Below are 19,784 nucleotides of genomic sequence, written 5' to 3' on the forward strand. Positions count from 1 at the left end.
TCAGTCCCATTCCAGGCCGCCGCGCCGCCATACGTACGCGTACGCGACGAAGACGGTGAGCACGAAGAGCAGCATCTCCACGAGCCCGAAGATCCCCAGGGCGTCGAAGGTGACGGCCCAGGGGTAGAGGAAGACGATCTCGATGTCGAAGACGATGAAGAGCATCGCCGTCAGGTAGTACTTGATGGGGAAGCGCCCGCCACCGGCCGGCGTGGGGGTCGGCTCGATGCCGCACTCGTAGGCCTCGAGCTTGGCCCGGTTGTACCGCTTGGGCCCGATCAACGTGGCCATGACCACGGAGAAGATCGCAAAGCCTGCCCCGAGGGCTCCCAGTACGAGGATGGGCGCATACGCGTTCACCGCTCCTCGCTCCTCTCAGTCGGCACTGACTGCTGGCGGTTGGCGTCGGGCTCACGTCTGCCTCACCAGTCCCGCGAACCCCGCCCACCCCGGCGAAGATCGGGAACATGTGAAGCAGGTCACAAGCCCAACCGCGTGCATCTTATGCCCGACGCTCTGTGATCTGCGACACGGGGTATTACCCAACCTTTGTGATCTCCACCACCTGACGATCGATCATGAAGTCGGATGAGCGGTGATCTTCACACGCGAAGCGTCCGAGTGATCACGAGAGGTGACATTTTGGCTCGTCAGTGCAGGCCGGAGGGGTCGTCTCAATATCAAGAGGGTTCTCTTGCATGCAAATTCGCGATGGACTTGATCTCTTGATAGAGGCGCGTTCACACGTCAGGGGGCTCGCGCGGTGAGGTGTGGACGCGTGCACGCGTTCACGATCTTCGCGAGGTCGTGACTCGGCCGTGATCTACGCGCCGGGACGCGACCGGCAGGGCGGCCGTTCCGTGACCTCCGTCACATTGATGAGAGGTGCGTGAGAACGGGGCTTGGCCAATCAACCCAACCGATGGTAGGCGCGGGGCAATTCGGGCGTATTGATCAAACACCGTGATCACAGGCTGGTCACAGGGCGCCCGCAATGTCCGTTACGGCGTCAATAAAGGGTCTCGTTCGGGGGTTTTGGGGGCCCCATTGAGTAACTGTGGCGCAGCACACGTTTCTTGAAGATATGAAGGAGCCCCTGGTACCGGTTATTCCCATGTCCCACACCGCTCACATACGCAGCCACCGGAAACCCCGCCGCAGCGCGACCTCATCGATCGCCCTGCGCGCCGGCGTTGCCGGTGGCGTTCTCAGCATGGCAGCGGCGGGTGCGTCGGCCTCGGCGAACGCCGCCGAGCCGGTGACGCAGACCATCGAACTGCCCACCCTGACGGCCGATATGTCCGCTCAGGTCGCCCAGTCCGCCGCCGCCACCCAGCAGGCCGCGGCGAACTACGAGCTGCGCGCCGAGCGTGACGCCGCCGCCGCCAAGGCCGCCACGGAGGCCAAGAAGGACCTCGCCGAGGCGAAGAAGAAGGCGGAGGCCAAGAAGAAGGCCGCCGAGGCCGCCCGCAAGGCCGCCGCCGAGCGCGCCAACCGCAGCACCGAGCGCGCCACCCTCTCGGCGTCCGCGTCCGCGTCCGCCTCCACGTCCGTGTCGGCGCCCGCCAGCGGCAGCGTCGCGACGGTCATCGCGTTCCTCAAGGCCCAGGTGGGCGACGCCTACGTCATGGGCGCCACCGGTCCCAACGCCTGGGACTGCTCCTCCCTCGTGCAGGCCGCGTACAAGCAGGTTGGTGTGGACCTGCCGCGCGTCTCGCAGGACCAGTCGATGTCCGGCACGGACGTCCCGCTCTCCAGCATCCAGGTCGGCGACATCCTGTACTGGGGCGGCAAGGGCTCCGCGTACCACGTGGGTGTCTACATCGGGAACGGCCAGTACCTGGACGCGGCCAACCCGTCCAAGGGCGTCGTCATCCAGGACCTGTCGGGCTACCCGGCGTCGGGCGCGGTCCGCGTCCTCTGACGTCGCACGCCGCCCGGAACCTCCGCACATACGGGCTCGAGGGCCGTTGCCACTCCAAGGCGACGGCCCTCCCGGCCTGTCCGGGGCGCTCGGGCTCCGGCATGCCCCTCCCCCGCCCCCGAGGCGCTCCAGGGGCCCTCAGGGCCCTTCTGAAGGCCCCTCGGCGCCACGGTCCGCCCATGCGCTTCCGTCCCCCCGGCATCACGCGTCCGAATTGTCCCAGCCTGGCAGGGTGTTGACGACGAGCCGTACGACTGCGTCGGCACCTCACTCCTCTGACGGGCCGAAAGTCCCGTACGCCCCGAATTGAACCGGCCCGAAGCCGCGTGTGGCCGGACTGCTCCTGGGACCGGCCCGGGTGTTCTGCTGTCATGAGTCCCGCAGGGCGGGGCGGTTCCCGATGCCGGAGTCCGCTCTCCCGCCACCACGGCACTCAACAGAGGGAGACAACAGATGCCGAGCGTCTTCGTGCAGGGACGGCCCGTCGACTCGTACCCGCGGCTCGCGCCCGGGGCCCGGCAGGGGAAGGTCCGGCGCATCACCGAGGCCGGCGAGGAGGTCCTGCACAAGCCGTGCCGGGACGTCACCGAGTTCGGTCCGGACCTCGCCGCGCTCGTCGACGACATGTTCCTGACCATGTATGTCGCGGACGGAGCCGGGCTCGCGGCGAACCAGGTCGGGGTCGATCTGCGGGTGTTCGTGTACGACTGTCCGGACGACGACGGGGTGCGGCACGTCGGGCACCTCGTCAATCCGGTCCTGGAGCCGCTCGGCGCCTCGCGCAGGAGGCTCCTCGACGAAGCGGAGGGCTGCCTCTCGGTGCCGGGCGCCACCATGGAGGTGCCGCGGCCGGACCGGGCCGTGGTGCGCGGGTTCGACCGGGACGGCGAACCGCTCGTGATCGAGGGCACCGGCTACTTCGCCCGCTGCCTCGCGCACGAGGCCGACCACTGCGACGGGCGGCTCTACCTGGACCGGCTCTCCGCACGGGAACGGAAGGCCGCGCTGCGGCAGACGGCGGACCGGCGGGACGAGGTACTCGCACGCCGGGCCGCCAACATCGCGGCGCTGAACGCCTGACGGCAGGCCGGCCACCCACACCCGCGGGCCGGGCTCGCCCGCCGTGCGTCCGTTCAGGCCTTCGGGGCCACCCTGCTCAGCCCGTTGATGATGCGGTCCATCGCGTCGCCGCCCGTGGGGTCGGTGAGGTTCGCGAGGAGCTTCAGCGTGAACTTCATCAGCATCGGGTGCGTCAGACCGCGCTGGGCCGCGATCTGCATGACCTTCGGGTTGCCGATGAGCTTCACGAAGGCGCGGCCGAGCGTGTAGTAGCCGCCGTAGGTGTCCTTCAGGACGCGCGGGTAGCGCTGGAGGGCCAGTTCGCGGCTCGCGGGCGTCGGCCGGGCGTGGGCCTGGACGATGACGTCGGCGGCGATCTGGCCGGACTCCATGGCGTAGGCGATGCCCTCGCCGTTGAAGGGGTTGACCAGGCCGCCGGCGTCACCGACGAGCAGCAGGCCCTTGGTGTAGTGCGGTTGGCGGTTGAAGGCCATCGGCAGGGCGGCGCCCCGGATCGGGCCGGTCATGTTGTCCGGCGTGTAGCCCCAGTCCTCCGGCATCGACGCGCACCAGGCCTTCAGGACCTCGCGCCAGTCCAGCTCCTTGAAGGAGTCGGAGGTGTTGAGTACGCCCAGGCCGACGTTCGAGGTGCCGTCGCCCATGCCGAAGATCCAGCCGTAGCCGGGCAGGAGGCGGTCCTCGGCGCCGCGGCGGTCCCACAGCTCCAGCCAGGACTCCAGGTAGTCGTCCTCGTGGCGCGGGCTGGTGAAGTACGTACGCACCGCCACGCCCATCGGCCGGTCCTCGCGGCGGTGCAGCCCCATCGCGAGGGACAGGCGGGTGGAGTTGCCGTCGGCGGCGACGACGAGCGGCGCGTGGAAGGTGACCTCGCGCTTCTCCTCACCGAGCTTGGCGTGCACCCCCGTGATGCGGCCCGTGCGGTCGTCGACGATCGGCGCGCCCACGTTGCACCGCTCGAAGAGCCGGGCTCCGGCCTTCTGGGCCTGCCGGGCGAGCTGCTCGTCGAAGTCGTCGCGCTTGCGGACGAGGCCGTAGTCCGGGAAGGAGGCGAGATCCGGCCAGTCGAGCTGGAGCCGGACCCCGCCGCCGATGATGCGCAGGCCCTTGTTGCGCAGCCAGCCGGCTTCCTCGGAGATGTCGATGCCCATGGCCACCAGCTGCTTGACGGCACGCGGGGTGAGGCCGTCGCCGCAGACCTTCTCGCGCGGGAAGGCGGTCTTCTCCAGCAGGAGGACGTCGAGCCCCGCCTTTGCCAGGTGGTAGGCGGTGGTGGAGCCCGCCGGCCCCGCGCCTACGACGATCACATCGGCGGTGTTCTCCGATAGGGGCTCGGTCTCGACACTCACGGCGGGATCTCCCCAAGGTTCGGAATTGATGTGCCGACCGGCACGGGACATGGGCAGTCTATGCAGCGGCATTCATCACCCGGCTGAAGGGCTGCCCCGTGAACCGAGTTCTCCCCGCCGTGCGGCTGCGAGTCCCCACCCACGAGGACGCGTTCGTCTGGCACCGGATCTTCGACGACCCGGACGTCATGGAGTTCCAGGGCGGCAGGGCCTCGGAACTCTCGGTCTACGAGGAGCTCACCGCCCGCCAGCGCCGGCACGACGCCGAGCTCGGTTTCTGCCTGTGGACCGTGCTCGACGAGTCGGGGAGGGTCATCGGCTTCACCGGCGCCCAGCCGTGGGAACGGGAGTGGGGCCCGGCCGGCGAGATCGAGATCGGCTGGCGGCTGGGCCGGGAGCACTGGGGCCGGGGCTATGTGACGGCGGCAGCGCGGCAGACGGTGGACCGGGTGCGGGCGGCCGGCGTGCCGAGCGTGGTCGCGATGATCGACGCCCGCAACAGCCGGTCCATCGCCGTGACGCAGCGACTCGGGATGCGCCTCGCCGAGACGTTCACGGCTGCGGCCTCGCGGCGGACGGGGCACTGCTACCGGCTCGACCTCCCGGCCGCTGACGGAGCGTAGTCGACTGTCAGGGCAAGGCATGGCACCTGTCGCTTCCGGTCGGTATGGGGCGGGAGTTACCCTTCCTGTACCGCTGGGGGTGACATCTGTGCACATGTCCCGCAAGACACCTGATGTGCGCGTACCGCGTCTGGTCGGCCTGATGGCCGTGGACGCGCGGGAGACGGCCCGGGCGCAGGGTCTCCTCCTCACCACGCCGGACCGGCCCGAGCTCCCGCTCGCCGTCGTCGACTACGTCGTACGCCAGTACCCGCAGCCCGGTGCCGAGGTGCCGCGGGACTCGATGGTCTACGTGTGGTTCGACTTCGGGCCCGGTGAGGGCGGTGGAGGTGTGCACGAACCGCGGATCCCGCGCCCGCCCCGGGGCGGTCTCCAGCGCGAGCTGGACGAGCCGGGCGACCCCTACATGGTCCTCAGCTCGCCCTAGCCGGACCAGCGGGCGACCTCGACAGGGTTGGTCCTCAGCCCGCCCTGGCCGGACGAGCGGGCGGCCTCGAGAGGGTCCTCAGCCCGCCCCAGCAGCCGGACGCCCCCACGGGCCCCGGGCACATCCCGGTTCAGCCCGCCTTGAAGCCCCGGTGCAGGGCGACGATGCCGCCGCTCAGGTTGCGCCAGGCCACCCGCGACCAGCCGGCCCTGCCCAGCCGCTCGGCCAGCGCGGGCTGGTCGGGCCAGGCGCGGATGGACTCGGCGAGGTAGACGTAGGCGTCGGGGCTGGAGGACACGGCCCGGGCGACCGGCGGCAGGGCGCGCATCAGGTACTCGGTGTAGACCGTGCGGAACGGCGCCCAGGTCGGGTGCGAGAACTCGCAGATCACGATCCGCCCGCCGGGCCGGGTCACCCAACGGCGCCCAGGTCGGGTGCGAGAACTCGCAGATCACGATCCGCCCGCCGGGCCGGGTCACCCGGAGCATCTCGCGCAGGCCGGCGTCCGTGTCCTGCACGTTGCGCAGCCCGAAGGAGATGGTGACGGCGTCGAAGGTGTCGTCCTTGAACGGGAGCCTCGTCGCGTCGCCGGCGGTGTACGGCAGCCAGGGCTGCCGCTGCTTGCCGACCTGGAGCATCCCCTGGGAGAAGTCGCACGGGACGACGTAGGCGCCGGTGCGGGCGAAGGGCAGCGAGGAGGTGCCGGTGCCCGCCGCGAGGTCGAGGATCTTCTGCGCGGGGCGCGCGTCGACCGCCTTGGCGACCTCCTTGCGCCATCGCCGGTCCTGGCCGAGGGACAGCACGTCGTTGGTCAGGTCGTACCGTTCCGCCACGTCGTCGAACATCGAGGCGACTTCGTGCGGCTGCTTGTCCAGGGATGCGCGGGTCACGGGCCCATTCTTGCAGCACGCCCGCCGGGCGACAGCAGGGCCAGGACGACACGCGGCCGTCGCAGCGCGGCGGCCCTGCCGGATGGCCCGCTCCATCCGGGAGGGAGCGCGGCGCCGGCCGCGGAAGGGGGTGGTCGTGGTCATGGTGCGCGCCCCTCAGTGGGCGCCGGCGGAGGCGGACGGGGAGGGCGACGAAGACGACGGCGTGCCGCTCACGGCTCCCTGGGCAGGAGCCGACGGGACACCGCTGGGGCGGGCCCCCGGCCCACCGGGGCCGCCGGGGCCGCCGGGGCGCCCCTGTGGTCCGCCGCCGGACCGCGTTTGCGGTGGTGACCGCGAGAGGCGCGCTTTTTCGAAGGCAGGCCCGGAATGCATGTACCGGACAGTAGAGTGCCTTTATGTGCCCTAAACTCGGGTTTTCATGTGAGAGGCCCATGAGAAACGACCCAGGCGGTCCTTTCTCTGAGAGTTTCGGGAACGCCTGCGGAACGCGCCATGAGCGCCGACCATCATGAGACGTTTGCGGCCGGGAAACGTATGGGTTCTCGACCCCTGGCATCTCACGAGATCGGGAGCGCACTGTCATGAGGAGTTTTCGGAGGCCGGCCGCCGGGCTCGGATGCCTGATCACCCTGGCCGCCGCCACGGGCTGTTCGGACCAGGACGGCCCGGCTCGCGACCCGGCTCGCGCGGCCCCCTCCGTGACGGCGGCTCCCGGCACCCCGGCCCCTGCCCGGAGCGGCACCTCGTACGCCCCGTACGTCAGTGCCGGGGAAGCCGCCGCCACCGATTCGGCCGGTTCCCCCACGACGTACAACCTGGCGTTCGTCATATCCGACGGCGACGACTGCGTCCCCCGGTGGGACGGCTCCCACGCCATCGGAGACGCGAAAGTCGCCGCCCGTATCGCGAAACTCAAGGAGGGCGGCGCCCGGGTCAGGGTCTCCTTCGGCGGCGCGTCCGGCAGGGAACTCGCGGCGAACTGCGACAGCGCGCCGGAACTGGCCGCGGCCTACGGCAAGGCGCTCGACGCGGCCGGTACGACCCTGGCCGACTTCGACATCGAGGGCGACGAGCTGGGCGACTCCGCGTCCACCGCCCTGCGTTCGGAGGCGATCGCGCAGTTGCAGAAGGAACGGCCCGGCCTGAAGGTCTCGTTCACCCTGCCGGTCATGCCCTCGGGTCTCAGCAAGGCCAGTCTGGCGCTCCTCGCCTCCGCCAACAGCCACGCCGTGCAGGTCTCCACCGTCAACCTCATGACGATGAACTACGGCTCGAAGTACGACGGTGACATGGGCGGTTACGCCCTCACGGCCGCCGAGGCCGCGCACGCCCAGCTGCGGAAGATCTTCAAGACCTCGGACGCGACCGCCTGGCGGGGCATGGCACTCACCTCGATGATCGGCGTCAACGACGTCAAGGGCGAGACGTTCACGCTCGCGGACGCCGCCGAGGTCCGCGCGTTCGCCGAGGAGAAGGGCATCGCCTGGGTGTCGATGTGGTCGACGGCCCGGGACCGGAGTTGCGCGGACGGCACCGGGTCGACGAAGGCGGCGACCCACTGCAGCGGGGTGGCACAGAAGCCGGGGGCGTTCGCGCAGGTGTTCGCGGGCTGACCCGGCCTCGGGGTCAGCGGGCCCGGTACACCAGGCGGCCGGCCAGCACGGTCGCCACGCAGGTCACCGCACCGCGCTCGCGCAGGGCCGTCTCGTCGGGGACGTCGAACACGGCCAGGTCGGCCCGGCCGCCGACGGACAGCGGGGCGTGGACCGTGCCGCGCAGGTCGTACCCCTCCGCGAACGGGTCGAGGTCGGGCCGCTCACCGAGGAGCGTGCCGGGAGCGCCCGTGGTCCCCACGACGGCCAGCCCGGAGCGGGCGACGGCTGTGGCCACCAGCGGATCGCGGAAACGGGCGCCGGGCGAGGCGACGGCCGTGGTGCCGTACCGCAGCATCCGCTGCACCCCGCGCCGCACGCTGCCCGACCAGCGGGTATCCGTGAGGTCGCCCAGGGCGGCCAGCTTCTCGCCCCACAGGGGTTCTTCGCCCAGCTCGTCGGCTTCGCGCGGGTCGGGGTGGTAGCAGTGGCGCAGCAGCCACAGCGGGTGCCACTGGCGCAGACCGGGGGTGAGGACGCCCGGCCAGCGCCGCACCCGCGCGCCCGGTGCCTGTTCGGCGAGCTCCTCGTACGGCCCGACAGTCGTGATCCGGTCGCCGTCGACCAGGACGGCTCCGTCCGCGACGGCTGTGTCCGTGCCGGGTGCGTCCGTGCCAGGTGCATCCGTGCCGGGTGCATCCCTGCCGGGTGCGTCCGTGCCCGGCGAGTCCATGCCGAATGCGTCCGTGCCGGGCGAGTCCGTGCCGGGTGCCGCGCCCGCCGGGAGGACCAGCGGGGCGGCGTGGATCGTCAGCACGGTGGGGTCAGTTGGGGGCCAGCAGCTTCAGCTCGGGGTGAGCCGTGCCGCCCGCGATGGCCGTGGAGGAGATGTGCGAGGCGACGCGGTCGTCGACCGGGTCGTTCGCCGGGTCGTCGTGGACGACGAGGTGCTCGTAGGTGGTGGCGCGCTGGGCGGGCACCCGGCCCGCCTTCCGGATCAGATCGATGATCTCCATCCGGTTGGACCGGTGCTTGGCACCGGCCGACGACACCACGTTCTCCTCCAGCATGATCGAGCCGAGGTCGTCGGCGCCGTAGTGCAGGGAGAGCTGGCCGACCTCCTTGCCCGTGGTGAGCCAGGAGCCCTGGATGTGGGCGATGTTGTCCATGAACAGCCGCGCGATGGCGATCATGCGCAGGTACTCGAAGAGCGTCGCCTGCGTGCGGCCCTTCAGGTGGTTGTTCTCCGGCTGGTAGGTGTACGGGATGAAGGCGCGGAAGCCGCCCGTGCGGTCCTGGACGTCCCGGATCATCCGCAGGTGCTCGATGCGCTCGGCGTTGGTCTCGCCGGTGCCCATGAGCATGGTCGACGTCGACTCCACACCCAGGTTGTGGGCGATCTCCATGATCTCCAGCCAGCGCTCGCCGGACTCCTTCAGCGGGGCGATGGCCTTGCGGGGCCGCTCGGGCAGCAGCTCGGCGCCGGCACCGGCGAAGGAGTCGAGGCCGGCGGCGTGGATGCGCCGGATCGCCTCCTCCACGCTCACCTTGGAGATCCGGGCCATGTGCTCGACCTCGGACGCGCCCAGCGAGTGGATCACCAGCTGCGGGAACGCGTCCTTGATCGCCTTGAAGTGCTTCTCGTAGTACTCGACGCCGTAGTCCGGGTGGTGTCCGCCCTGGAACATGATCTGCGTGCCGCCCAGCTCGACGGTCTCCGCGCAGCGGCGCAGGATGTCGTCCAGGTCACGCGTCCAGCCCTTGGCCGTGTCCTTGGGGGCGGCGTAGAACGCGCAGAAGCGGCACGCCGTGACGCAGACGTTCGTGTAGTTGATGTTGCGCTCGATGATGTACGTCGCGATGTGCTCGGTCCCGGCGTACCGGCGGCGGCGTACGGCGTCGGCGGCGGCGCCCAGTGCGTGCAGCGGGGCGTCCCGGTACAGCACGAGCGCCTCGTCCGGGGTGATCCGCCCACCGGCGGCTGCACGGTCGAGGATGGGCTGAAGGTCGGCCTTCTCGGTCACCGGGCGTCCCTTTCGTAAGGGTTGTGGACGGACCAGCCCAGCGTACGCCAGGGCTTCGGCCGGCCGGACGTCAGGCCGTAGGGGCGGCGTGGGCGTAGGGGGCGGGTGGGGTGCTCGGTGCGGAGAGGCGCTGCGGCTCGCGACGCCGGGCGAGCCACAGCACGAGCGCGGCGTAGAGCAGGTCGGTGGCCATGGCGGTGAGGGCCAGCGGCCAGGGCGCGTCGGCAGCGGTCTCGTCCGACGACAGTCCTCCGACGACCGCGGCGGAGACGCCGAAGGCCAGCAGGTTGTTCAGGACGTGCAGGACGATGGCCGCTTCGAGTCCGCCGGTGCGGATCGTGAGCAGACCCATCACGAGACCGTTCACCAGCAGCCCGAGGAAGCCCCACCGGGTACCCCAGCCGTGGGCCGCGGCGAACAGCACGGCCTGCGGGATCACGGCGAGCCACGGGGAACGCAGAAACGCCCCGACCGCCTGCAGCAGCCAGCCGCGGAAGACGTACTCCTCGGCCGCGGCCTGCAGCGGGACGAGGACGGCCAGCACGGCCAGCGCCACGAGGAAGGAGCGCAGGCCCACCCAGGTGTCGGACTCGTCCGAGCCGCCCGGCAGGAAGAAGGAGATCACCGTGAGCAGGAGGATGGGCGGCAGCCCGGCCAGCAGGCACCACCCGAGCCAGCCGATCCGCAGCCGTCCGGTGACCGATGTGACGGTCCCGGCACCCCGTCTCGCCGGCCACAGCGTGGCCAGCAGCACCAGGGGCAGGCCTATCGCGATCGACACGAGATCCATCGCGGTGTTCCCGAGCGGCCCTAAGTCGGCACCGCCGTCGGGCAGTTCCGGGGCACCGAGCGCCGTGCCGAGCCCGTAGGAGACGGCCAGCAGCATGAGCAGCGTCACGAAGTAGGCGAAGGCCAGCAGCACCGTGCCGACCAGCGGCCGCCACCAGCGGTGACGGCCTGTGGTGCGGTCCAGGCGGTGGTACGGGTGAGGGGTGGGGTCCGGGGACGGGCCGACGGGGTGCGCGGTCGGGTAGGCGGGGTGAGGCGATGCGTTTGTCATGATCAGCATCATGGCAGCGCCGGTTGCGCGGGTCACAGGCGTTCATCGGGCTCTCGGGCGCGTGCCGGCGTGCCGGACGACCGGGTTCGCATGCCGGACTCTGGTGTCAGGCCGTGTACGCGCCCACGAGCAGGCCCAGGAACGCGCCCGCGATCAGGAACGGGCCGAAGGGGATGGCTGTTTTGCGGGTGGCTCGGCGGGTGATCACCAGGGCGGCGCCGTACAGCGCGCCCAGGAGGAAACCGGCGAACGTGCCGAGCATGACCGTCGGCCAGCCGTACCAGCCGAGGGCGGCGCCGGTGCCGAGGGCGAGCTTGACGTCGCCGAAGCCCATGCCTGCGGGGTTGATGAGGAACAGGACGAAGTAGCCGCCGCCCAGGGCGAGGGAGCCGAGCAGGGCGGTCGTCCAGTGGCCCGCGTGTTCGGGGACGAGGGCGGTGAGGCCGAGCAGGGCCAGGGCGGCCGCGGCGAAGGGGAGGGTGAGCGGGTCGGGCAGGCGCCGTACCCGGAAGTCGACGACCGTGAGCAGCACGCCGACCGGGGCGAGCAGCAGCCAGACCCCGAGCTCGGGGCGGGTGTCGGTCGCGGCGGCGAGGACCGCGCAGACCAGGGCGGTGGCGATCACGAGGGGCGTCGCACGCGGTCCGTATCCGGGCTCCGCACACTCCGGGCATGCCGCCCGCCCCAGCCAGCCCTTGACGGGGTGGCCGCCGGGGCACTCCTTGCGCCACGCCTCCCCCGACGGCGCGGAGAACCGGTAGGCCGCGCGCGGCAGCAGCGCTCCCGCCGCCGCACCCCACACAGCGGCGACGAGGACCAGCAGCCCGGTGCTCATCCCACCGCGGCGATCGCGTCACGCCACGTCGGCAGCAGCTCGTCGAGCAGTGCCTCGGTGCGCGGCGGCAGCCCGCGGGCCCCGCTGCGGCCGATGAGGTCGGTGGCGAGTCCGGTCAGCCGTTCCGTGTCACCGGTGGCGTGGGTGGCGCGCAGCAGCTCGTGCCACAGGCGCTCGTCGGCCGGAGCGGTGCGCAGGGCCGCGTTGAGCGCCTCGATGGCCTTCTCCGCGCGGTCCTTCTCCATGTGGAACTCGCACAGCGCGAGCCCCGTGTCCGCGACGAGCAGCGGCAACTGGGCGTCCACGATCTCGTGGGACAGCCACTGGTAACGGCCCTCCGGCCGGTCGGCGAGCAGCGGCCCGCGCACCAGCACCAGCGCGTCGGTGAGCAGCCGCCCGCGCACGGCCCGGCTGCCGACGCCCCGGCCCTGCGTGGCCTCGTGGTACAGGGACCGCAGCACGTCCAGGTCGGAGACCACCGTCTTGGCGAGCGTGAGCCGGCCGGAGCCGTCGGTGGCGAGGCGGGGCGTGCCGTCGGGGTCGGTGCCGAGCCAGTCGCGCAGCCGGTCGAGCAGCGCGCCGCGCACGTCGTCGGTGACACCGCGCGGCCACAGCGCCGAGGACAGCACGCGCGGGTGCACGCCCTCGCGGTGCAGGAGCAGCAGGGCGAGCGCCTCGTGCAGCAGCGCGCTGCGCTCCCCGTCCGGGTTGTCCAGCCCGATGATCTCGTACGGCCCGACGAGCCGGGCGTACACGGCCGGACGGCCCTGCTCGCTGATGTCGACGAGGAACGGCGGGGTGGTCGCCGGCCTGTCGCTCTCGCGCTCCGGGTCGGCCTCGACGAACAGCTCGACCACGGCCCGCTGCTGGGCGACGGGCAGCAACTGGGCGTCGAGTTCGAGCCCGAGGAGCGGAGCGAGCAGCTTGCCCTGGCCGGTGATCTCCATCTCCCAGGCGGCGCCCGGCAGATCGCCGGTCTCGGTGCCGACGAGGTAGCCGATGCCGAGACGGCTGGCGTCGGCGGCGAGTTCGGCGAGCTTGACGGCGTCCTCGGCGGACGGCTGGGCGGCGAGCAGGACCAGGTGCGGGGCCCAACGGGTGTGCTGGGCGGGCCCGGTGCGCCCGGTGAGGACGGAGTCGTGCCCGGCGGCGCCCAGCGCTCCGCGCCGCTGCCGCGTCTCGGCCTCCATGGTCTCGACGAGGGCCTCGACGTCCTCCAGGTGCCGGATCCGGTTCGGGGCGAGGGGCGTGAGGTCCTCCCCGAAGCCGACGAGCGTGATGGTCATGCGGTCCGACCATCCGTTGGTCGCCAACTCGGCGGCCACGGACGCGAAGACGGCGGCCCGGTCGGCCTCCCGGCCGCTCAGCGAGACGATGCCGGGCACGGCCTCCAGGTTGAGCAGCAGCCGCGAGTCGTCCATGGTGCCGAGGCTGACGAGGCCGGGGTAGGGCGCGGCCGTGTCGACGTCCTCGTAGCGCTCGGCGTCGGTGCGGGAGAGCATCCAGAACGTCTGGTCCTGCCCCTGCTGCCAGGGGGCCGGGGGCTTCCCGGCGGGCTGGGCGAGCTGCAGGTGCAGGTCGCCGTTGGTGAGCCAGGCCGCGTAGACGACCGGCAGCGCGCGCGACTCCTCGGCGAGGGAGGCGGCGAGACCGCGCAGGCTTCGGTCCAGCAGCCGCACGCCCTCGGGGTCGGCGCCGACGAGCAGCGCGTCCTGGACGTCCTGCGCGTCACCGCTCGGCGTGGGCGGCTCCATGCCGCGCCGTCCGCCGATGGAGCCGAACGCCGACTGCCACAGGGCCTGCCGGCGGCGCCGCCCCAGGGCGCCGAGGAGACCGGCGGCGAGGAGGGGCGCGGCGAGGAGGGCTTCGGGCAGGCCGAAGGAGCTGTCGGACTCGGCGCCGACGGCGGTGGCCTGCTGGTGCCCGGTGCCGTCGTGGGCGGGCCGCTGCTGGTCGGGGACGGACACCTGGGTGGCGCCGCCGTGCGCCTGGTCGCTTCCGCCCTGGGCGCCGCCTCCGCCCTGGGCGTGGTCGCCGGTCTGGGCGTAGTCGCTGATCTGCTGCTGCACGTCCGGCGACACGTTCGGTGCCTCGTCGGGCATCTCGACGAGGTCGCCGCCGCGGGCGTCGCCCGGCATCTCCATGATCCAGCCGGGCCGGATGAGGCTGGCCTCGGAGAGCTTGGACCCGTCCGGCTGCACGCGGTCCTTGTTGAGCTCGAAGATCTCCTTGTAGCGGCGCCCGTCGCCGAGGTGGCGCTGGGCTATCTCCCAGAGGGAGTCGTGGTGACGGCCCTCGGGCGGCTGGATCCGGTAGAACTTGGTGTCGCCCTGCTTGGCGGTGCTGCCACCGGCGTCGGCGTGGGCGGCGGCGTGCGAGGCCTGCTCGGCGAGGGCGGCCGCGGCGCCGGAGGCCTGCTCCTGCTGCTGGGCGAAGATGCCCGGGGTGGCCTGAGCGGCGGCGACGGTCGGCTTCTGGTTGGCGTCGTAGCTGTTCCCGAGCTGCGACAGCCCCGGCGTGAAGCTGGCGGCGGTGGCGCCGACGAGCAGCAGCGCGGCGACGAGCTGACGTGCGAGCAACTGACTCGGCCCGGCGCCGGGCACCCGCCCCGGCACGCCGACGCCCGACAGCGCGGCCTTCATCTCCACGAGCACGCACGCCGTGAACTGCGCCCACGCCAGCCACACGATGACGGTGAGGATGTTCAGGAACGTGTGGACCGTGATCTCTTGCTGCAGCCAGTCGAAACTGGGCACCCCGTTCGGCAGCGGCCACCCGATCTGCGTGGCCAGCGCGCCCGGCACACCGACGAGCAGCACCGCCAGGGCGACGAAGGCGAGGAACGCCTTGACGAAGTCCCCGAACGACCGCCGCCGGATCCGCACCGGCTGCGGGGTCCGGTTCCTGGGGGAGGCCGTGGTCCCCGACGTTCCCGTCGTACTTCCCGACGTACTTCCCGTCGAGCTTGACGAGCTTGAGGTGCGGCGTCGCGGCATGGCGGGTGTCCTGGGGTCGTGTGTGGAGTGGGGTGGGGCTGGGCTGTGGGGTGAGGGTGTGCTGAGCCTACAGAGATCTTATGGACTCTTATCGGGGTCGTCGAAGGGCAGCGGTAAGGAACCTCACTGCCGTCCGATTTGCCCTTGTAGCCACGGGCGTGGGCCCTGCGGCCGAGCTTGACGATCACCCTTCTTCGCGAGCGCTACGCGCAGCCCTCACACTCTCCACACAATCGCCCATGGTGGGCCGAAGGCCCAACGCGCCCCACTGATAGCTTCGTTCTCAGTTGCACACGTCGAACTTCGGGGGAGAAGCCGTGGCCCGCCGCGCTCTGACCACCACAGCCACCGCGTTCGCCGCGACGGCGGCACTGCTGCTGACCGCTTGCGGCGGGAGTGGCGACGACACGTCGTCGGACGACATCAAGGGGGCGGGTGACGGGTCGAGCCGCCCGTCGGCGTCCGCGTCCGGCCCCGCCGACTCCGACCGCCCGGACGTCAGCGTGCCGAAGGACCTGAAGCTGGTCTTCGACTTCGACAAGCCGTCCGACGCGAAGCAGGCGGCGGCACTGTCCGACGCCGAGAACTACGTCCGTGCGCTGAAGCACGGCATCGCGGCGCAGGATCCTGACGACCCGGCGTACCGGTTCTATTCGGGCGCGCAGGCCACGCAGTACGCCAAGTCGCAGATCGAGGCGTGGGTGAAGGGCGGATGGACCGTCTACGGGACGGACAAGTACTACGACGAGGATGTCGCCGCCGTGAGCGACGGCAAGGGCGTCGTCGTCTCGTTCTGCAGGAACCAGGCCGAGTTCTACGGCAAGGAGATCAAGACGGACAAGGTCATCCGCACCGAGGAGAGCCTGGACAGCTATCAGCGGTGGAGGATGCTCATGGTCCCCCCGGCCGGCTCTTCAGGGGTCTGGAAGGCCGGGACCGTCGAGGTCATGGGCAAGGCGAAGGACTGCCGCGAATGATGCCCGCACGACGGACGGTGGGTTGGAGCGCCGCCGTCGGTGCGGCGGCTGTGCTGTGGACCGGCGGCATCGCGCATGCCGACGGTCCGGCGGAGGACACCACCTCGCCCGCGCCGCCCCCCGCTTCGGGCGCCGCGAGCAACCAGGAACTCTCCGCTGCCGTATCCCGCATCAAAGTCACGCAGACGAGTGGCCCCACGGGTGGCAAACAGGGCACCCTCACGTCGACCGACGTGAACTGGGAACCCCCGCCCTGCTGGTACGAGCCCGCCATGACGCCGGAGCAGCTGAAGAAGTTCTCGGAGACGGGCCTCGCCCTTGGGCAGGTCAGCCCGCACGCCTCCTGGGGCGGTCAGAAGCTGTGGACGGATCACTACCGTGACGGCAAGGACGCCTACAACTACGAGGGCGGCTCCCTCATCACCCGCAAGGGCTACGACGACTACAACCTCGGCAAGGACGGCCACTTCTGGCGCGGGGTGGCCCGCGACCCCGATGCCCCGGACTCCTACGGCTGCGAACGGGTCATGTTCTGGCAGGACGCCGGCGAGGTCCCCGACGTGCCGAACGCGCCCACCGCCGAAACGCTCGCCGCGTACGCGTACGACAAGGTCAAGGTCCCGGACACGGAGATCGAGCTGAAGCCGGCGGCCAAGTCCACGGTGAACCTGCCGACCTGGGTGTGGCTGGACAAGGGCACCTTCCAGGACGTCAAGGTCCGCGCGGAACTCCCCGACACGGGCCTGTGGGCGGAGACCACCGCCAAGCCGGTCGCCCTCCACCTGGAGCCCGGCACCGAGGACGCCGAAGTCTTCCCGGCCTCCGGCGACTGCGCGATCAACGACGACGGCAGCATCGGCACCCCGTACACCAAGGGCAGCGGCGACAGGACCCCGCCGTGCGGCGTCCGCTACCTGCGCGCGACGAACGGCACTCCGTACCACCTGTCCGCCAGCGTCACCTGGCAGATCACCTGGCAGGGCTCGGGCGGCACCGACGGCGACCTCCCCGACGGCACCTTCGAAACCACGCAGGACATGAACGTCCAGGAGATCCAGTCGATCAACCGCTGAGTGACTCAAGGGGAACGAGGGTGAAGGAAGGCATGGTCGAAGAACCCGTGCGCTACCGGGTCGAGTTCGCGACCGGTACCGCCGCCTCTGTGGCGAAGCGGCGCTCGTATCGTGACCTCGAACGCAACGACATCGAACAGGACTTGCCCGACTGGCCGACCCGGCCGGCCTTCGAAGTCCGAGGGTTCTTCGGCAAGCTCGGCGTGCATGTGCTGACCGCCACCACGGCCCGGACGGGCTGGTACGCATCCTGTCGTACGAGGACACCGCGCGGGGCAGCCGGTGCCTCTCATGGGGCGGTGGTATGAAAACGCCGGGGTCCGAAACCGTCCTCTGGTCGCTGCCCCAGGACGAGATCACCGGCGCGGAGATCAGGCGGTTCAGCATGGCCGAGTCCGACTTCACGGTCTTCTTCCGGGATGGTTCGTGGGCCCGGCTGACGAGTTCGCCGTCCGGTGCGCGGGACATCGTCGCCCTGCTCGACCGGAGCCCTCTCGGCGCAGGCAGCGACCTCATGGCTCCCCAGGCGTGAAACGTACTGTTCGCAACCGCCACGCCACACTCCTCACCTTCCCCACACGATCCCCCACGGCCTCCCATGGGGCCATGACCCACCCCTGATAGCTTCGTTCTCTGTCGCGTACACCGAAATCACGGGGGAGATCAACTGTGGCCCGCCGCGCACTGACCACCACTGCCGCAGCGTTCGCCACGGCGGCGGCGCTGCTTCTGACCGCCTGTGGCGGGGGCGACGACTCGGCATCGGACGACATCAAGGGCGCGGGCAACAGCTCCAACAGCCCGTCGGCATCGGCCTCGCCCTCCGCGGAGTCCGACGTCAAGCGCCCGGTGATCAAGCTCCCGAGCAGCTTTCAGCTGACCTTCGAGAACTGGACGAGCAGCGATCCGGTGGAGCAGGCGGTGCTGAACGACGCGAAGGAAGAGGTCCGGGCCGGCTACGCGGCGATCATCGCCAACGACCCGGACAGTGAAGCCGTCAGCTTCTACGACACCAAGGGTGTCCGCGGGATGACCAAGCAGTGGATCAAGTCCTACACGGACAAGGACCTCACCGTCATCGGGAAGCTGCCCGCCTTCGACCCCAAGCTCGTCATGGCCGAAAACGGCAGGGGAGCGTCGCTCACCTACTGCACGGACGAGACCGACGCGAAGACCAGGAACCGCAAGACCAGCAAGGTCGAGGGGAATCCGGCGGGCACCAACCCCTACGTCCGCTACTCGGTATCCCTGGCGAAGAGCGAGCAGGGCGTGTGGCAGAACTCGTCGGTGCGCGGTGAGCGAGGGAAGTGCTCCAGGTGAGGGCGCCGTACCGGGCGATACCCCTGATCGCCACGTCACTGGTCGTGGCACTTCTGAGCTCGTCGCCGGCCGGCGCGTTCGGAGGCATGGGAAGCGGTGTGCGAGGGGGCTCCAACGACAGCGGTGAACTGTCCGCCTCCGCCTCGCACTCCCGCATCAAGGTCACCCAGACCAGCGGCCCCACCGGCGGCAAGCAGGGCACCGTCTCCTCGACGGACGTGAACTGGAAGCCCCCGCCGTGCTGGTACGAGCCGGTCTTCACCCCTGAACAGCTGAAGGACTTCTCCGAGAACGACGGCAGCGGTGACGTCGGTCTGCGTGACGGCTGGTACGGATCGAAGCTCTGGACCGACCACTTCCGGGACGAGAAGGACGCCACCACCATCTTCACGAAGCCGGCGACCGTGAAGGGGTACAAGAACTACAACCTCGGCAAGAAGGGCTACTTCTGGCGAGGAGTCGCGCCGAACGTGACCGGACTCGACGACACGTCCCTGTGCAGTCGGCTGATGTTCTGGCAGGACGCGGGCGAGATCCCCGACGTGCCGAAGGCCCCCACCCCGGAAATCCTCGCGGAGTACGCCTACGACAAGGTCAAGGTCCCCGGGACCGAGGTGGAGCTGAAGCCGGCGGCCAGGTCGACGGTGAACCTCCCGACCTGGGTCTGGCTCGACAAGGGCACCTTCAGGGACGTCAAGGTCCGCGCGGAACTCCCCGGTACGGGCCTGTGGGCGGAGACCACCGCCAAGCCGGTCGCCCTCCACCTGGACCCGGGCACCGAGGACGCCGAGCTCTTCCCCGCCTCCGGCGACTGCCGGATCAACGACGACGGCTCCATCGGCACCCCGTACACCAAGGGCGCCGCCGACAAGACTCCACCGTGCGGCATCCGCTACCTCCACGCGACCGGCGGCGCCCCGTACCAGCTCTCCGCCAGCATCACCTGGAAGATCACCTGGCAAGGCTCCGACGGCACCGACGGCGACCTCCCCGACGGCACCTTCGAGACCACGCAGGACATGAACGTCCAGGAGATCCAGTCGATCAACCGCTGACGCGCCGCCCGCTCGTGCCCGGGGTCGTCAGGGCTTCGAGCGCCCGATCGGAGGAACGGAAGGCCGCTTTGCCCTTGCTCGGGCGTCCTGGGCCGGCACGTCGGACCGCGGTACGGTTCCTCCGAGATCAGAGAGTCGGACGTTGGAGGCTGCCGCATGAGCAAGGGCAAGAGCGACCTCGCGCTTCCGCTGACCGAGCTGGAGAGCTACGGGCGTCGGCTGCGGTCCATCAAGACCCGGCTGAATCACACCAAGAAGCTCTTCGAGTCGTACAAGGACGATATCGGCGACGGCAGCGTCAATGACGCGCTCGACGATTTCGAGTCCAACTGGGAAGACGGGCGTGAGGACATCACGCAGCAGCTCGACGCGCTGGCGAGTATGTCCGATGCCGTGGTGCGCGAGTTCAAGAAGCTGGACGACGAACTCGCCAAGAAGGTGAACGACGCCGTGAAGACCGAAGACAAGCGGGGCGGTAAGGGCGGTAAGGGAGACGGCGGGGGGAAGTAGGCCCCCTGTGCGAGACATGCGAAAGGCCCCGGCTCCAAAGAGCCGGCGG

At 70.7% G+C, this 19,784-nt stretch carries 19 protein-coding genes and 1 pseudogene; 12 read left to right on the forward strand and 8 right to left on the reverse strand.

The genetic code is table 11. The features are described from left to right. The gene (locus tag FDO69_RS33470) at nt 1–360 is read right to left on the reverse strand and encodes an NADH-quinone oxidoreductase subunit A (RefSeq protein WP_003992243.1); all 360 of its coding nucleotides are present in this window, start codon (nt 358–360) and stop codon (nt 1–3) included. A gap of 724 nt (nt 361–1,084) precedes the next feature. Here FDO69_RS33470 and FDO69_RS33475 point away from each other — a divergent pair. Together FDO69_RS33475 and def are read left to right on the forward strand one after the other, a co-directional pair. After that, on the forward strand, nt 1,085–1,924 hold the full coding sequence (locus FDO69_RS33475; RefSeq protein WP_104785727.1) for a C40 family peptidase: 840 nt from the start codon (nt 1,085–1,087) through the stop codon (nt 1,922–1,924). Between the two features lie 453 nt (nt 1,925–2,377). Continuing rightward, on the forward strand, nt 2,378–3,004 hold the full coding sequence (def, locus tag FDO69_RS33480; protein WP_104785730.1) for a peptide deformylase: 627 nt from the start codon (nt 2,378–2,380) through the stop codon (nt 3,002–3,004). A gap of 53 nt (nt 3,005–3,057) precedes the next feature. Here the strand turns inward: def and FDO69_RS33485 are convergent, their stop codons facing one another. Further along, the gene (locus FDO69_RS33485; protein WP_104785733.1) at nt 3,058–4,350 is read right to left on the reverse strand and encodes a geranylgeranyl reductase family protein; all 1,293 of its coding nucleotides are present in this window, start codon (nt 4,348–4,350) and stop codon (nt 3,058–3,060) included. A 98-nt stretch (nt 4,351–4,448) separates the two neighbouring features. On the opposite strand from FDO69_RS33485, the gene FDO69_RS33490 reads away from it, so the two are divergent. Beyond that, nucleotides 4,449–4,973 (forward strand): GNAT family N-acetyltransferase, encoded by a 525-nt coding sequence (locus tag FDO69_RS33490; RefSeq protein WP_104785736.1) that lies wholly within the window; start codon nt 4,449–4,451, stop codon nt 4,971–4,973. Nucleotides 4,974–5,067: 94 nt separating this feature from the next. After that, nucleotides 5,068–5,400 (forward strand): PASTA domain-containing protein, encoded by a 333-nt coding sequence (locus FDO69_RS33495; RefSeq protein WP_104785739.1) that lies wholly within the window; start codon nt 5,068–5,070, stop codon nt 5,398–5,400. 130 nt (nt 5,401–5,530) lie between these two features. On the opposite strand, the pseudogene FDO69_RS33500 reads toward FDO69_RS33495, so the two are convergent. Next, nucleotides 5,531–6,290: pseudogene (locus tag FDO69_RS33500) on the reverse strand (class I SAM-dependent methyltransferase). A gap of 584 nt (nt 6,291–6,874) precedes the next feature. On the opposite strand from FDO69_RS33500, the gene FDO69_RS33505 reads away from it, so the two are divergent. Further along, nucleotides 6,875–7,906 carry a chitinase gene (locus tag FDO69_RS33505; protein ID WP_104785741.1) on the forward strand — a complete coding sequence of 344 codons (1,032 nt, stop codon included), beginning with the start codon at nt 6,875–6,877 and terminating at the stop codon, nt 7,904–7,906. A 13-nt stretch (nt 7,907–7,919) separates the two neighbouring features. Here the strand turns inward: FDO69_RS33505 and FDO69_RS33510 are convergent, their stop codons facing one another. The 5 genes from FDO69_RS33510 to FDO69_RS33530 all read right to left on the reverse strand — a co-directional run bounded on the left by FDO69_RS33510 (nt 7,920) and on the right by FDO69_RS33530 (nt 14,689). Next, nucleotides 7,920–8,702: an imidazolonepropionase-like domain-containing protein gene (locus FDO69_RS33510; protein ID WP_324828117.1), complete on the reverse strand. Its 783-nt coding sequence runs from the start codon at nt 8,700–8,702 to the stop codon at nt 7,920–7,922. A 7-nt stretch (nt 8,703–8,709) separates the two neighbouring features. Next, on the reverse strand, nt 8,710–9,909 hold the full coding sequence (gene mqnC, locus FDO69_RS33515; RefSeq protein ID WP_104785744.1) for a cyclic dehypoxanthinyl futalosine synthase: 1,200 nt from the start codon (nt 9,907–9,909) through the stop codon (nt 8,710–8,712). A gap of 70 nt (nt 9,910–9,979) precedes the next feature. Then, nucleotides 9,980–10,969, reverse strand: a complete 990-nt coding sequence (locus tag FDO69_RS33520; RefSeq protein ID WP_234388205.1) for a CPBP family intramembrane glutamic endopeptidase — start codon at nt 10,967–10,969, stop codon at nt 9,980–9,982. A gap of 106 nt (nt 10,970–11,075) precedes the next feature. Beyond that, nucleotides 11,076–11,804 (reverse strand): prepilin peptidase, encoded by a 729-nt coding sequence (locus FDO69_RS33525; RefSeq protein WP_104785746.1) that lies wholly within the window; start codon nt 11,802–11,804, stop codon nt 11,076–11,078. Continuing rightward, entirely contained in the window at nt 11,801–14,689 is a 2,889-nt protein-coding gene (locus tag FDO69_RS33530) for a BTAD domain-containing putative transcriptional regulator (protein WP_420878563.1), read from the reverse strand. The genes FDO69_RS33525 and FDO69_RS33530 overlap by 4 nt, the downstream gene beginning before the upstream one ends. Nucleotides 14,690–15,117: 428 nt before the next feature. Here FDO69_RS33530 and FDO69_RS33535 point away from each other — a divergent pair, with 428 nt between their 5' ends. From FDO69_RS33535 to FDO69_RS33565, 7 genes are all read left to right on the forward strand, one after another. Beyond that, the gene (locus FDO69_RS33535) at nt 15,118–15,777 is read left to right on the forward strand and encodes a hypothetical protein (RefSeq protein WP_167526728.1); all 660 of its coding nucleotides are present in this window, start codon (nt 15,118–15,120) and stop codon (nt 15,775–15,777) included. Next, the gene (locus tag FDO69_RS33540; protein WP_420878565.1) at nt 15,777–16,850 is read left to right on the forward strand and encodes a hypothetical protein; all 1,074 of its coding nucleotides are present in this window, start codon (nt 15,777–15,779) and stop codon (nt 16,848–16,850) included. Before FDO69_RS33535 ends, FDO69_RS33540 begins: the two co-directional genes overlap by 1 nt. Nucleotides 16,851–16,870: 20 nt before the next feature. Next, nucleotides 16,871–17,158 (forward strand): hypothetical protein, encoded by a 288-nt coding sequence (locus FDO69_RS33545; RefSeq protein WP_138430247.1) that lies wholly within the window; start codon nt 16,871–16,873, stop codon nt 17,156–17,158. Beyond that, a complete protein-coding gene (locus FDO69_RS33550) occupies nt 17,155–17,382 on the forward strand; it encodes a hypothetical protein (protein ID WP_104785757.1) in 228 nt (75 codons plus the stop codon). The genes FDO69_RS33545 and FDO69_RS33550 overlap by 4 nt, the downstream gene beginning before the upstream one ends. Before the next feature lie 137 nt (nt 17,383–17,519). After that, nucleotides 17,520–18,170, forward strand: coding sequence for a hypothetical protein (locus FDO69_RS33555; protein ID WP_104785760.1), 651 nt, complete (start codon nt 17,520–17,522; stop codon nt 18,168–18,170). Nucleotides 18,171–18,256: 86 nt separating this feature from the next. Next, entirely contained in the window at nt 18,257–19,225 is a 969-nt protein-coding gene (locus tag FDO69_RS33560; RefSeq protein WP_234388206.1) for a hypothetical protein, read from the forward strand. A gap of 156 nt (nt 19,226–19,381) precedes the next feature. Further along, nucleotides 19,382–19,735, forward strand: a complete 354-nt coding sequence (locus FDO69_RS33565) for a hypothetical protein (protein WP_104785763.1) — start codon at nt 19,382–19,384, stop codon at nt 19,733–19,735. Nucleotides 19,736–19,784 lie beyond the last annotated feature (49 nt).

Source organism: Streptomyces tibetensis, assembly GCF_007655005.1.
GTDB lineage: Bacteria > Actinomycetota > Actinomycetes > Streptomycetales > Streptomycetaceae > Streptomyces > Streptomyces tibetensis.